Annotated in this window: 11 protein-coding genes; 7 read left to right on the top strand and 4 right to left on the bottom strand. The window is 63.5% G+C overall.

Annotation, left to right across the window (positions count from 1 at the left end):
* Positions 1 to 274: 274 nt before the first annotated feature.
* The 4 genes from FJ434_RS13180 (at position 275) to FJ434_RS13165 (ending at position 3,953) form a co-directional block, all read left to right on the top strand.
* On the top strand, positions 275 to 1,153 hold the full coding sequence (locus FJ434_RS13180) for an ABC transporter permease (protein ID WP_140747572.1): 879 nt from the start codon (positions 275 to 277) through the stop codon (positions 1,151 to 1,153).
* Positions 1,150 to 2,304 (top strand): ABC transporter permease, encoded by a 1,155-nt coding sequence (locus tag FJ434_RS13175; RefSeq protein WP_140747569.1) that lies wholly within the window; start codon positions 1,150 to 1,152, stop codon positions 2,302 to 2,304. Before FJ434_RS13180 ends, FJ434_RS13175 begins: the two co-directional genes overlap by 4 nt.
* Before the next feature lie 40 nt (positions 2,305 to 2,344).
* Positions 2,345 to 3,316, top strand: coding sequence for an ABC transporter substrate-binding protein (locus FJ434_RS13170; RefSeq protein ID WP_140747566.1), 972 nt, complete (start codon positions 2,345 to 2,347; stop codon positions 3,314 to 3,316).
* Positions 3,317 to 3,509: 193 nt separating this feature from the next.
* Positions 3,510 to 3,953 (top strand): CHRD domain-containing protein, encoded by a 444-nt coding sequence (locus tag FJ434_RS13165; protein WP_140502367.1) that lies wholly within the window; start codon positions 3,510 to 3,512, stop codon positions 3,951 to 3,953.
* A gap of 54 nt (positions 3,954 to 4,007) precedes the next feature.
* On the opposite strand, the gene FJ434_RS13160 is transcribed toward FJ434_RS13165, so the two are convergent.
* The 3 genes from FJ434_RS13160 to FJ434_RS13150 all read right to left on the bottom strand — a co-directional run bounded on the left by FJ434_RS13160 (position 4,008) and on the right by FJ434_RS13150 (position 7,861).
* Positions 4,008 to 5,657 (bottom strand): thiamine pyrophosphate-binding protein, encoded by a 1,650-nt coding sequence (locus FJ434_RS13160; protein ID WP_140747563.1) that lies wholly within the window; start codon positions 5,655 to 5,657, stop codon positions 4,008 to 4,010.
* On the bottom strand, positions 5,654 to 6,829 hold the full coding sequence (locus FJ434_RS13155; protein WP_140747560.1) for a CaiB/BaiF CoA-transferase family protein: 1,176 nt from the start codon (positions 6,827 to 6,829) through the stop codon (positions 5,654 to 5,656). Before FJ434_RS13155 ends, FJ434_RS13160 begins: the two co-directional genes overlap by 4 nt.
* Positions 6,830 to 6,928: 99 nt before the next feature.
* Complete coding sequence (locus FJ434_RS13150) at positions 6,929 to 7,861, bottom strand: alpha/beta hydrolase (protein WP_140747557.1); 933 nt, start codon at positions 7,859 to 7,861, stop codon at positions 6,929 to 6,931.
* A 186-nt stretch (positions 7,862 to 8,047) separates the two neighbouring features.
* Between FJ434_RS13150 and FJ434_RS13145 the strand changes: the two genes are divergently transcribed.
* Positions 8,048 to 9,055 carry a ribonuclease gene (locus tag FJ434_RS13145; protein ID WP_140747554.1) on the top strand — a complete coding sequence of 336 codons (1,008 nt, stop codon included), beginning with the start codon at positions 8,048 to 8,050 and terminating at the stop codon, positions 9,053 to 9,055.
* Positions 9,056 to 9,104: 49 nt separating this feature from the next.
* Here the strand turns inward: FJ434_RS13145 and FJ434_RS13140 are convergent, their stop codons facing one another.
* Positions 9,105 to 10,391 carry a GGDEF domain-containing protein gene (locus FJ434_RS13140; protein WP_140747551.1) on the bottom strand — a complete coding sequence of 429 codons (1,287 nt, stop codon included), beginning with the start codon at positions 10,389 to 10,391 and terminating at the stop codon, positions 9,105 to 9,107.
* Between the two features lie 249 nt (positions 10,392 to 10,640).
* Between FJ434_RS13140 and ettA the strand changes: the two genes are divergently transcribed.
* Both ettA and tam read left to right on the top strand, forming a co-directional pair.
* A complete protein-coding gene (gene ettA, locus FJ434_RS13135; RefSeq protein WP_140747548.1) occupies positions 10,641 to 12,290 on the top strand; it encodes an energy-dependent translational throttle protein EttA in 1,650 nt (549 codons plus the stop codon).
* Between the two features lie 45 nt (positions 12,291 to 12,335).
* Complete coding sequence (gene tam / locus FJ434_RS13130; protein WP_140747545.1) at positions 12,336 to 13,106, top strand: trans-aconitate 2-methyltransferase; 771 nt, start codon at positions 12,336 to 12,338, stop codon at positions 13,104 to 13,106.
* Positions 13,107 to 13,125 lie beyond the last annotated feature (19 nt).

Genomic DNA, 13,125 nt, shown 5'->3' with positions numbered 1-13,125 from the left:
GCGTACTGCGCCTTCGTCATCCTAGGGCGGAGCAGGCGCGTAGCAGCCTGCGCAGACCCTAGGATCCATGCCGCGACATTGGCCGAGGGGCGTAAGCAGCTGAGAATACCGGCCAAACAGAGTGGGGCGCAGGGAGCCGTATTCCGCACCGCTGCGGAGCGGAAATGTAACGGCATGGATCCTAGGGTCTGCGCCGCGTCGCTCCGCTCCTTGCTCCGCCCTAGGATGACGAAGGCGCATGTGACGAAGGCGTGTGATCCGCGAGACTTCGCCCATGGATAGCTTCCGCTCCAAGATCGTCCCCGTAACCTCCATCCTTCTGGGCGTCGTCGTGCTCTGGTACGTTTTCGCCGTCTTCCTCAACGCGCCCTTCCAGCGCGATCTCGACCGGCGGGCCAGCGAAACCTCGACGTTCAGCGAACTCATCGGCAAGACGTTGTCGCAGCCGAAGCCGACGCTGCCGGCGCCACATCAGGTGGCGGTGAATTTCTTCGAGAATACGTTTCTGCGGCCCATCAATTCGAACCGCAGTCTTGTCTACAACGCCTGGGTGACGCTGTCCTCGACGCTGCTCGGCTTTGCCTTCGGCACTGCGCTGGGCATCGTCATTGCGGTGGGCATCGTCCATGTGGCGACGCTCGACCGCAGCCTGATGCCGTGGATCATCGCCTCGCAGACCATTCCGATCCTGGCGGTGGCGCCGATGATCATCGTCGTGCTGGCGGCGGTCGGCATCACCGGCTTGGTCCCGAAGGCGATGATCTCGACCTACCTGTCGTTCTTTCCGGTAACGGTCGGCATGGTGAAGGGGCTGCGCTCGCCCGAGATCATGCATCTCGACCTGATGCACACCTACAATGCCAGCCAGGCCCAGACCTTCTGGAAGCTGCGCGTGCCGGCCTCGGTGCCGTTCCTGTTCACCTCGATGAAGGTTGCGGTGGCGGCAAGCCTTGTCGGCGCCATCGTCGGCGAACTGCCGACGGGTGCTGTCGCCGGCATCGGCGCCAAGCTGTTGGCCGGCGCCTATTACAGCCAGTCGATCGACATCTGGTCGGCGCTGGTCGCCGGTTCGATCGTGGCGGGGCTGCTTGTGATGGTGGTTGGCATCGCCGGCCGCCTCGTCGACCGCGCCATGGGCGGGAGGCCGGCATGAACCGGCTGAAACCTTCCTGGCAAGCGGCGTTGGCGATCCTGGCGTGCCTGATCGCCGTTGCGCTCGGAGCGATCGCAGCGCCAAAAGTTGATCCGCTGGCGCAGCCTGCGGGGACGTTGATCTATCCCTATGCCGCGACGAGCTGGCTGATCTTCGGCGCGCTGCTTCTCGCCGCTTTGACCCCGATGGCCAAAGTGCCGCCCATGGCCGAAGCTGTCGTGCTTTTCATCGGTGCGCATCTGGCGGCCTGGCTGCTCATCGGGGGCATTGCCGGCTTCGAAGGTCTGGCGCGGGCGCCATATTTCCTGCTGCTCGCGGCCGCCTGGCTGCTTGGCTGGCGTTGTGTCGCGGTCTTGTCTGGACTGCGCCCGACGGACGGCTCGACGAGGACCGCTTTGCGTCTGATCATTCCGGCGATCTTCGGTGCCTGGATCCTGATCATCTGGGAGGCGGTAACGCGTGGCGCCGGCATTCCTTTCATCCTGTTGCCGCCGCCGAGCGCCATCGGCGCGCGCATCGCCGGTTCGCTGCCGATCCTCGGCGCCGATGTCCGGCAGACCATCTTCAAGGCAGTTCTTTTCGGCTATGTCGTGGGCAGCGGTGCGGGCTTCGTCACCGCTGTTCTCGCCGACCGCGTGGCGTTCCTGCGGCGCGGGCTCTTGCCGATCGGCAATATGGTCTCGGCGCTGCCGATCATCGGCGTGGCGCCGATCATGGTCATGTGGTTCGGTTTCGACTGGCAGTCCAAGGCGGCTGTCGTCATCATCATGACCTTCTTCCCGATGCTGGTGAACACGGTCGCCGGGCTCGCCGCGTCCGGCCATATGGAGCGCGATCTGATGCGCACCTATGCGTCTAGCTATTGGCCGACGCTCATCAAGCTGCGGCTGCCGGCGGCAGCGCCTTTCATCTTCAACGCGCTGAAGATCAACTCGACGCTGGCGCTGATCGGCGCCATCGTCGCCGAGTTCTTCGGCACGCCGGTCGTCGGTATGGGCTTCCGCATTTCGACCGAGGTCGGGCGGATGAACATCGACATGGTCTGGGCCGAAATCGCAGTTGCAGCACTTGCGGGTTCGGTCTTTTATGGCGTGGTCGCCCTTGTCGAAAGGGCCGTCACGTTTTGGCATCCCTCTGTCCGTGGTGGATAGGGGCGGTGGGTTCAGGGCACTAACTTCAGAGGGTAAAAAAATGAAAAGACTTATTATTCCAGTTCTGGCCGGCGCGATGTCGCTGGCCGCGTTCCAGGCAATGGCCGCCGACAAGGTGACCTTGCAGCTGAAATGGGTCACGCAGGCGCAGTTTGCCGGCTACTATGTCGCCAAGGCGAAGGGTTTCTATGACGCTGAAGGCCTCGACGTCGAGATCAAGCCGGGCGGTCCCGACATCGCCCCCGAGCAGGTGATCGCCGGCGGCGGCGCCGATGTCATCGTCGACTGGATGGGCGGCGCGCTCGCCGCGCGCGAAAAGGGCGTGCCGCTGGTCAACATTGCCCAGCCGTTCAAGAAGGCCGGCATGGAGCTGGTCTGCCCGAAGGACGGCCCGATCAAGAGCGAAGCCGATTTCAAGGGTCATACGCTGGGCGTCTGGTTCTTCGGCAATGAATATCCGTTCTACGCCTGGATGAACAAGCTAGGCCTCAAGACCGATGGCGGTCCCGATGGCGTCACCGTTCTCAAGCAGAGTTTCGATGTGCAGCCGCTGATCCAGAAGCAGGCGGACTGCATCTCGGTCATGACCTACAATGAGTACTGGCAGCTGATCGACGCCGGCTACAAGCCCGAACAACTCACCGTCTTCAACTACTCGGCCATGGGCAACGACCTGCTCGAGGACGGCCTCTATGCCTCGGAAGACAAGCTCAAGGATCCGGCCTTCGAGGACAAGATGGTGCGTTTCGTGCGCGCTTCGATGAAGGGCTGGAAATACGCCGTCGACAACAATGACGAGGCGGCAGGCATCGTCATGGACGGCGGCGGCCAGGACGAAAACCACCAGAAGCGGATGATGAGCGAAGTCGCCAAGCTGATCGACAACGCCGACGGCAAGCTCGACCCGGCGACCTACGAGCGCACCGCCAAAGCGCTGCTCGACCAGAAGATCATCACCAAGGAGCCGAAAGGCGCCTATACCACCGCCATCACCGACAAGGCGGTCAAATAAGCCTGGCAGGCGCAATCAACTGCGCCTGCGAGCGGTTCGACGGCTGACACCAAAAAGGGGCGGGCGACCGCCCCTTTTCCATTCGCTCCGATCACAAAACCGTGTGCGGGGATACATTGTGCCAACCAGCCGTTGCATTGAAGCATGCGCGCGGCGGGGAGCCGCGACGCATAGCTTCAATTGGAGGTTCTTCATGCGCGCACACTCCTTCCTGCCGGCGCTATCGGCGCTCGCCATTTCCACCGCTTTCCTGTTCGCATCACCGGCCATGGCCGAGATGGTAAAATACAAGGCGACCCTGGATGGCGGCCAGCAGAGCCCAGCCGTCACAACCAAGGGCAAGGGGACGGCCACTCTCACCTTCGACACCACGAAAAAGAAGCTCAGCTGGAACGTGAAGTATTCCGGCCTCAGCGGCCCGGCGTCGGCTGCGCATATCCACGGCCCGGCGGCAATGGGTGAAAACGCGGATCCCGTGATCCCGTTCAAAGGCAAGCTCAAGAGCCCGATCAAGGGGTCGGCGACGCTGACGGATGCGCAGGCCGCCGACCTGGAGGCCGGCAAATATTATGTCAACGTACACACGGCGGCCCACAAGGACGGCGAGATCCGCGGTCAGATCGAAAAGGCGATGTAGGGGCCGAAGGCCGGCGGGACAGAGGGAGGCGCCAGGGAACTCGCCTGGCGGCTCTCAGGCCTTGTCGCGTATCTGCGTCATCGTCCGGGTCGGCGTTATCGCTTCGGGATCGAGCCTGATCTCGACGATCGCCGGCTTGCCGCTGGTTCGCGCGCGCTCGAAGGCAGGCGCGAAATCAGCTGTTTTCTCCACCGTCTCGCCATGGCCGCCATAGGCGCGGGCAAGTGCTGCAAAATCGGGGTTCTTCAGATCGGTGCCGACGACACGACCGGGATATTCGCGCTCCTGATGCATGCGGATGGTGCCGTAAATGCCGTTGTTGACGACGATCACCACGATCGGCAGGTCGTACTGCACAGCAGTGGCGAATTCCTGCCCGTTCATCAGGAAGCAGCCGTCGCCGGCGAAGGCGACCACGGTGCGCTCCGGATAAAGCGCCTTGGCCGCGACCGCCGCCGGCGTGCCGTAACCCATCGAGCCCGACGTCGGCGCGGCTTGCGTGCCGAAGCGGCGGGAGCGGTGGAAGCGATGAACCCAGGTCGCATAATTGCCGGCGCCATTGGTCAGGATGGCATCGTCGGGCAACACCTTTTCCAGATAGTCCATGATCGGACCCATCTGGACCGCGCCGGGGCCGGTCTGTGGTGGCGTCGACCATTCGAGATAGGCCGCGTGATGCCTAGGCGTCTCGGCCGCCCATGATGGCGTTCCGGCGGGCTTGCGCTTGGCGAAACCCTCGACGAAAGCCGCTGGCGAGGCGTTGATCGCCAGCGTCGGGCGGTAGACCCGGCCGAGTTCGCCGGCATCGGCATGGACATGCACCAGTGCCTGGTCGGGATAGGGGCTCTTCAGCAACGTGTAATCCGAAGATGGCATCTCGCCCATGCGGCCGCCGATCAAGAGAACGACGTCGGCCTGCTTGATGGCCGCCGCTAGCTTCGGATTGATGCCGATGCCGACATCGCCGGCATAGTTTGGATGAAGATGGTCGAACAGCATCTGGCGGCGGAATGAACAGCCGACAGGAAGCGACCAGACCTCGGCGATCTCATGTATCCGCGCCACGGCATCCGCGTTCCAGCGCGTGCCGCCCAGGATGACGAAGGGACGCTTCGCGCCGGCAAGCAGCATTTCCAGTGCGTCGAGTTCGGCCTCCCCGGGATAGGTCTCGACGGGCGTGTGCGGAAGTGCTTCCGGCGCTTCGACCATGCTGGTCAGCATATCCTCCGGCAGCGAGATGACGACCGGGCCGGGACGGCCCGACGTCGCCACGGCGAAAGCGCGGGTGACGAATTCAGGGATGCGCGAGGCGTCGTCGATCTCGACCACCCATTTGGCGATGTCGCCGAAGAACCTGACGTAATCAACCTCCTGAAAAGCCTCCCGCTCCTTGGCGTGGCTGGCGACCTGGCCGATGAACAGGATGAGGGGAACCGAATCCTGCATGGCAATGTGGATGCCGGCCGAAGCGTTGGTGGCGCCAGGGCCGCGGGTGACGAAGCAGATTCCGGGCTTGCCGGTCAGCCGGCCCTGACAGTCGGCCATCATGGCAGCACCGCCTTCCTGGCGGCAGACGATGGTGCGGATCGAGGAATCATGCAGCGCGTCAAGCACCGCAAGGTAGGATTCGCCCGGCACGCAGAAGATACGGTCTGTGCCGTTGGCTTCGAGGGCGTCGACGATCAGTTGTCCACCGGTCTTCATTTCCCAGACTTCTCCAGTTCGGCAAGGATTTCGTCAGTGTGCTCGCCAAGGCGCGGCGAGGGGCGCTCATAGGTGAGCGGTGTGCCCGACATCACCATCGGCGCGCGCACCGACGGCAGGCGGTTGCCATGGCCATCGTCGAGGTCGAGCCGCATGCCGCGGGCAATGGTCTGCGGATCGGCGAACATCTGGCCGATCGTATTGATCGGACTTGCCGGCACGCCCGCGGCTTCGAGCTTCGCCAGCAGCGGATCGCGATCCCAGGTCTTAAGCGCCTCGATGATGCGTGCGCGAAGGTCTACGCGGTTGGCGACGCGGGCCGGATTGGTGGTGAAATCGGGATTGGCCGGCAAATCGTCCAGCCCGACCGCGGCGCAGAATTTGGCGAACTGGCCGTCATTGCCGACAGCCAGGATGATGTGGCCATCCCTGACCGGAAGCACTTCGTACGGGGCAATGTTCATATGCGCATTGCCCATCTGCACCGGCGACTTGCCGGAGACGAGATAGTTGAGGTTCTGGTTGCCAAGCGCCGAGATCTGAGTGTCGAACAGCGCCATGTCGATGTGCTGGCCTTCGCCGGTCTGTTCGGCATGGCGAAGCGCGGCCTGGATGGCGATGACCGAATAGAGGCCGGTGAAGATATCCGAGATGGCGACGCCGGCCTTCTGCGGCTCGCGGCCGGCCTCGCCGGTGATCGACATCATGCCGGCCATGGCCTGGATGATGAAGTCGTAGCCCGCGCGGGGCGCATAAGGCCCATCCTGACCAAAGCCGGTGATGGAGCAGTAGACCAGGCGAGGGTTGATCGTCTTCAGGCTGCCGTAGTCGAGCCCGTATTTCTTCAGGCCGCCGAGTTTGAAGTTCTCGATCAGCACATCCGCCGTCGCGACCAGCCGGCGCACCGTCTCGGCGCCTTCCGGCGTCGAGAAGTCGATGGCGATGGAACGCTTGCCGCGATTGCAGGAATGGTAATAGGCGGCCGACAGGTTCTCGCCGTCATGGCTCATGACGAAGGGCGGTCCCCATTTGCGAGTGTCGTCGCCGCCATCGGGGCTCTCGACCTTGATGACATCGGCGCCGAGATCGGCAAACAACTGCCCGGCCCAGGGCCCGGCAAGAATGCGGGCGAGTTCGACGACGCGGACGCCTTTCAGCGGGGGTTCAGCCATAAATCACCGTGTTTGCCGCAATCATCCTGATTGCTGCGAAAGCAGAGCCTCTATCAAGCCCGGCAGCGGCTGTCACGGTCCTTGCAATGGGCCAACCCGTCACGCGTTCAAGACAGTGTCCGCCCAGTTGGCGAAATCGTCCATGACGGTGTCGCGGTTCACCTCGTTCAGGCTTTCGTGGCGGGTTTCGGCGTAAACCTTTGAAACCAGATTCGAAAAGCCCATCCTGCGCATGCGACTGGCGAGATGGGTGATGCCCTTCCCGTAGTCCGAGGCAGGGTCTTTTTCGCCGCCGACGATGGCGACGGGGATGTCGCGGCGAACGGCGGCAAAGCCTGCATCCTTGCCGCCGTTCAGCGCCAAGGCGACCACATCGCGCCACATCGAGATGGAGGCATCCCAGCCGCAGAGCGGATCGGCGATATATTTCGCTACCTCCGCCTCGTCGCGCGACAGCCAGTCGAACAAGGTGCGATGGTTGGGCACCGCCTTGCCCCAGGCCTGGAAGGTAAGTTTCGGCAGCAGGCGCGACGGGACATCGGACCCCAGCCGCATCCGTTCCCAGGCAAGGATACCGAGCGCCACCTGGCCGAGCAGGCCTTGCGAGAAATTGCCGTTCCAGATCGCGGCGGCATGGATGCGTTGCGAGTGGTGTAACAGGTAGCTCAACGCCACGGAGGCGCCCATCGAGTGGCCGAAAAGGATCACCGGCAGGTCAGGCCGCTCGCGGGCGATGAGATCGTGGATGACGTCGATATCGGCGATCACCTTGGCCGGGCCGTCTTTGTCGGCGAATCTGCCGAGCGGCGCGTCGGGCGCCTTGGTCGCTCCATGGCCACGGTGGTCATGGACATAGACATGGAAGCCCCGGGCGGCGAGGAAACCGGCGAAGCGGTCGTAGCGCGCGGCGTGTTCGGCCAGGCCATGATTGATCTGGACCACCGCACGCGGAGAGCTGTCGGCCTGCCGGACGAACAGATTGAGGTCGGCGCCGGTCGGCGAGCGAACCACGCGCTGCTGGCTGAATGGCATGCCGGCCGGTCTCTCCCTGGTTCCGCCCTCGTGATGTCCAAACTGTGTGCGCCGGTGCCAGATTTGCGTCAATCCGGCCTGCGGGCTTTTCCGCGACGATCTTTCTTGCCACGAGCCCGCAAAATATCGCAATTCTGACATGGAGACAGCTTCAGTCTGTCGCCACTTTCCAGCAGGGGATTCTCCATGCGCATTGCTGTTGTTCTCGGATTGGCCTTGCTGGCGGGATCGCTGGCGGGCGCGGCGCATGCCGACGTCAAGATGCGCGGCACCTTCGTGGCCGACGCTGCCTGTCCGGCGACGCAGGCGATCAAGAACGGCAAGAACCCTGGCAATGTCTCGACGGATGCGGGCAAGACCTACCAATTGCTGGCCGGCAACAAGGACGCTCCGACGCACTACCTCATCCTGGTGCCGGGCGCCGATCCCGAGCGCCGCTGGGTGAAGGTCAGCTGCGGCCATCTCTCGGGCAGCAGTGCCGCGACCGTGCCGGCGGCACCGGGCGGGCAAGGCAAGCCCGCGCCCTCGGGGAAACCCGAATACGTTTTCGCGTTGAGCTGGCAGCCGGCCTTCTGCGAGACCAAGTCGAACAAGACCGAATGCAAGGCGCAAAACCCTAGTGAGTTCGATGCCACCAACTTCACGCTGCACGGTCTGTGGCCGCAGCCGAACGGCAATTTCTATTGCCAGGCTTCGGCCAGCGACAAGGCCAATGACAATCCGGCTCACTGGCAGGACCTGCCACCGGTCAACCTCGATGCCGACACCCGCACCGAGCTCGACAAGGTGATGCCCGGCACGGCCTCGAAGCTGGAACGGCATGAATGGATCAAGCATGGCACCTGCTACGGCAAAAGCCAGCAGGAGTATTTTTCCGACGCCCTTCATTTGATGCGTGAGGTCAACAGCTCGCCGGTGCGCGACCTCTTCGCCAAAAATATCGGCGGCAAGCTGACCGCGGATCAGATCCGCAGCGCCTTCGACCAGGCCTTCGGCGCGGGAGCAGGGGACCGGGTGCGGGTGTCCTGCCTTATCGATCCGTCGAGTGGCCGGCGGCTGGTCGGCGAACTGACGCTTGGCCTTGCCGGCCCGATCGGCCCGAACAGTTCGCTCAAGGACCTGCTGCTGGCCTCGGTGCCGACCAACAAGGCCGGTTGCCCGACCGGGACGGTCGATCCGATCGGCTTCCAGTAAGTGCGGGATCGCCGCTTCCGGTAAGCCGGCGCGGCCGTCGCGGAGAGAGCTAGATCTGGGCTGACCTGGTCCAGGCAATGGCGGCGTCGGCCTCATGCCCACCGGGTTCGCCGACGACGCGGTCGCGTCCGGTCGATTTCGCCTTGTAAAGGCGCTGGTCGGCGAGCGCGAACAGATCGGCCAGGCACTGCGTCGTTTCGCTGACGGTGGAAACGCCGGCGCTGACGGTCAGCTCGAAGCGGCTGGTGGCGGCCGATGCCTTGAGCGCGGTGCGGACGCTTTCGCCAAACAGCCTGGCGACGGAATGCGGACGCGAACTCAGGATGGCGAATTCCTCGCCGCCGATCCGGAACACCTGGTCCTCGGCGCCTGCCGCCTCGCAAAGTACGGTTGCAACCGCCTTCAGCACCTTGTCGCCCTCGGCATGGCCGAAACGGTCGTTGATCGACTTGAAGTGGTCGACATCGACGATGAGCAGGCTGAGCGGTCTCGCCGTGCGCAGGCTGGCCTGGACGGCGGCTTCACCGTCGGCATCGAAGCGTCCCCTGTGCAGCAGGCCGGTCAAGCCGTCGCGGCCGACATGCTCGACCAGCGCTTCGTAGCGTTCGCGATAGGTCAACGTCTCGAAAATGTCGGTCAGGCCGCGCGGCATCTGGACGTCCCGGACCTCGAACCATTTGAGATAGGCGACCAGCATGGCACTGAAAGTCAGTGCCGCCGCCATCTTGGCGAACCAGCCGCCGAAGAAGACGGCAATCGGGGCGCCGGCAACAAAATGCAGCGCGGTGAAGAAGCCGGCCTGGTCGAAGGTGAGCACGCAGGCAACCGAAACCAGGATGCGCACGAACCGCGCCTTGCGCAGCGTACGCCCAAGCTTTTCATAGAGCAGGATGATCAGGATGGCGTCGATGACCAGCAGCGTCGTGCCCCACACCATCAGCCAGCCCATCTCGTCGATGAAGCCGATGTCGGGGAGCCGGCCATCGGGAAGCGGAGCGATGGCGTGCAGGCGCAGGAGCAGAACCAGCCCGATCATCAACGCATTGCCGAGCAGCAGGCCATAGATCGGCTGACGCACGGTGGCGGCATCTTCCTTCATGTAGAGGAGAAGGAGCATCACGAGCTTGCCGGAAAAGAGCACCGCCGAGCCCGGCGACACCATGCCGAACGGCAGGGCGACATAAAAGACGCTGGCCAGATAGGTCTCCAGGAAATGCATGACGCCAAGCGCGCAGACGAAGACGCCAAGGCCGATGCGCTTGCGGAAGCGGAAAAGCGTCACCATGACGCTGAAGTAGACGACCGCTTCGGCAAGGAGCAGGAAGCTGTTCAGCAATGCCGTCGATCCGATCTCTCTCTGGAAATCGCGGCAAGCCGGCGATTCCACCCGATCCTGTTTTGACGCGGAAGGGTTAACCAGGGATTTCCGTGCGCAATCGACCGGTTGAAAACTTGGCTGTCGGTGCACACTTGTCCGTGTGGTTGGCTCGATGTGGCAAAAGCGATTGCCGTCCGGCGTCGCATCGCCTACATAGCGGCCAACCTCCATTCAATTCGACAAATCTAGTCATTCAGGGAAGCGCGCGTGGCACGCCAGTTCATCTATCACATGGCCGGCCTCAACAAGGCCTACGGCACCAAGAAGGTGCTCGAGAACGTTCATCTGTCCTTCTACCCCGACGCCAAGATCGGCATCCTCGGCCCGAACGGCGCCGGCAAGTCGACGATCCTCAAGATCATGGCCGGCATCGACAAGGAGTGGAGTGGTGAGGCGTGGCTCGCCGAAGGCGCCACGGTCGGCTACCTGGCGCAGGAACCGGCGCTCGACCCCGACAGGACCGTGTTCGAGAACATCATGGAAGGTGTCGCGGCCAAGACCGCCATCATCGAGCGCTACAACGAATTGATGATGAACTATTCCGACGAGACGGCCGACGAGTCGGCCAAGCTCCAGGACGAGATGGACCGGCTGAACCTTTGGGATCTCGAACAGCAGGTCGAGATGGCGATGGAAGCGCTGGGCTGCCCGCCCAAGGATGCCAATGTCACCAAGCTGTCGGGTGGCGAGCGCCGCCGCGTCGCGCTCTGCCAGCTGCTGCTGCGCCAGCCTGATCTTCTGCTACTCGACGAACCGACCAACCATCTCGACGCCGAGACGACGGCGTGGCTGGAAAAGCATCTGCGCGCCTATCCCGGCGCCGTGATGATCATCACCCACGATCGCTACTTCCTCGACAATGTCACCGGCTGGATCCTGGAACTCGATCGCGGCCGCGGCATCCCGTATGAGGGCAACTACACCAAATATCTCGAAGCCAAGGCCAAGCGCCTCAAGCAGGAGGGCCGCGAGGATGACGCCCGCCAGCGCGCCATCGGCCGCGAGCGCGAGTGGATCCAGTCGAGCCCGAAGGCCCGACAGACCAAGTCCAAGGCGCGTATCCAGGCGTTCCAGGACCTGCTGGATGCAGCCGACAAGCGGCGGCCGACGGATACGCAGATCGTCATTCCGCATGGCGAGCGGCTCGGCAACGTGGTCATCGAGGTCGAGGGCCTGTCGAAAGGCTTCGGCGATACGCTGTTGATCGAAGGCCTCGAATTCAAGCTGCCTCCGGGCGGCATCGTCGGCGTCATCGGCCCGAACGGCGCCGGCAAGACGACGCTGTTCCGCATGATCACCGGCCAGGAAAAGCCGGATGCGGGTTCTGTCCGCGTCGGCGAGACGGTCAAGCTCGGCTATGTCGACCAGAGCCGCGATGCGCTCGATCCGTCGAAGACCGTCTGGGAAGAGATCTCGGGCGGCGCCGAAGTGGTCAAGCTCGGCAAGTTCGAGGCCAACACCCGTGCGTACTGCGCTTCGTTCAACTTCCGTGGCGGCGACCAGCAACAGAAGGTCGGTAATCTCTCCGGTGGTCAGCGCAACCGCGTGCATCTGGCCAAGATGCTGAAGACCGGCGGCAATGTGCTGCTGCTCGACGAACCGACCAACGATCTCGATACGGAAACGCTGGCGGCACTCGAAGACGCGCTGGAAAATTTCGGCGGCTGCGCGGTCATCATCTCGCACGATCGCATGTTCCTCGACCGTCTGGCGACGCACATCCTCGCCTTCGAGGGCGACAGCCATGTCGAATGGTTCGAAGGCAACTTCGAGGACTACGAGCAGGACAAGATCCGCCGGCTCGGGCCCGAAGCCGTCAACCCGCACAGGATGACGTATAAGAGGCTGACGCGGTAAGGGGCACCGGGGCGGCGAACTCTCAAGCTGGCATGAGGAGCTCGAATGTCTGATTGGTCCGCCGCCCAATATCTGAAATTCGAGGACGAGCGCACACGGCCGGCGAGTGATCTCGCAGCCCAAGTGCCGGTGGATTTTCCGCGCCGCGTCGTCGACATCGGCTGCGGGCCGGGCAATTCGACCGAACTTTTGGTCGAGCGCTGGCCGGATGCGCAGGTGAGCGGCTTCGACACGTCTCCCGACATGATCGAGAAGGCGAGGGCGCGCCTGCCCAATGTCAGCTTCGACCTCGCCGATGCGTCGACATGGCAGCCGGCCGAGCCGGTCAACGTGATCTTCGCCAACGCCGTCTTCCAGTGGCTGCCGGAGCATCCGGCGGTGTTCCAGCGTCTGATGGGTTTTTTGGCGCCCGGTGGCGCGCTGGCCGTCCAGATGCCCGACAATATGGCCGAGGATTCGCATCGCCTGATGCGGGAAACCGCCGCCGAAGCGCCTTTCGCGGCAAGGATCAGGGATGCGGCCCGTGCGCCGCTGCCGCCGGTGTCGTTCTACTACGACCTGCTGTCGCCGCTCTCGGCTCGCCTCGACATCTGGCACACCATCTACAACCATCCGCTGGCCGATGCCGAGGCGATCGTCGAATGGGTGAAGTCGACAGGGCTGAAGCCCTTCCTCGATCCGCTGGACGCGGACGAGCGCAAGCTGTTCCTCGACAACTACACGGCCAAGGTCGCCAAGGCCTATCCGAAGACCGCCGATGGCAAGGTGCTGCTGCGTTTCCCCCGCATTTTCATCGTCGCCAAGCGGGCGGGATAGGCTGGCGTAAACCTTGGTT

This window comes from Mesorhizobium sp. B2-5-13 (genome assembly GCF_006440535.1).
Lineage (GTDB): Bacteria > Pseudomonadota > Alphaproteobacteria > Rhizobiales > Rhizobiaceae > Mesorhizobium > Mesorhizobium salmacidum.
This window is presented reverse-complemented; position numbering and strand designations above follow the sequence as displayed.

Excerpts from the sequence above, each read along its gene's own strand:
- FJ434_RS13180 (WP_140747572.1), top strand. The coding sequence starts at position 275 with ATGGATAGCTTCCGCTCCAAGATCGTCCCCGTAACCTCCATCCTTCTG.
- FJ434_RS13175 (WP_140747569.1), top strand. The coding sequence starts at position 1,150 with ATGAACCGGCTGAAACCTTCCTGGCAAGCGGCGTTGGCGATCCTGGCG.
- FJ434_RS13170 (WP_140747566.1), top strand. The coding sequence starts at position 2,345 with ATGAAAAGACTTATTATTCCAGTTCTGGCCGGCGCGATGTCGCTGGCC.
- FJ434_RS13165 (WP_140502367.1), top strand. The coding sequence starts at position 3,510 with ATGCGCGCACACTCCTTCCTGCCGGCGCTATCGGCGCTCGCCATTTCC.
- FJ434_RS13160 (WP_140747563.1), bottom strand. The coding sequence starts at position 5,657 with ATGAAGACCGGTGGACAACTGATCGTCGACGCCCTCGAAGCCAACGGC.
- FJ434_RS13155 (WP_140747560.1), bottom strand. The coding sequence starts at position 6,829 with ATGGCTGAACCCCCGCTGAAAGGCGTCCGCGTCGTCGAACTCGCCCGC.
- FJ434_RS13150 (WP_140747557.1), bottom strand. The coding sequence starts at position 7,861 with ATGCCATTCAGCCAGCAGCGCGTGGTTCGCTCGCCGACCGGCGCCGAC.
- FJ434_RS13145 (WP_140747554.1), top strand. The coding sequence starts at position 8,048 with ATGCGCATTGCTGTTGTTCTCGGATTGGCCTTGCTGGCGGGATCGCTG.
- tam (WP_140747545.1), top strand. The coding sequence starts at position 12,336 with ATGTCTGATTGGTCCGCCGCCCAATATCTGAAATTCGAGGACGAGCGC.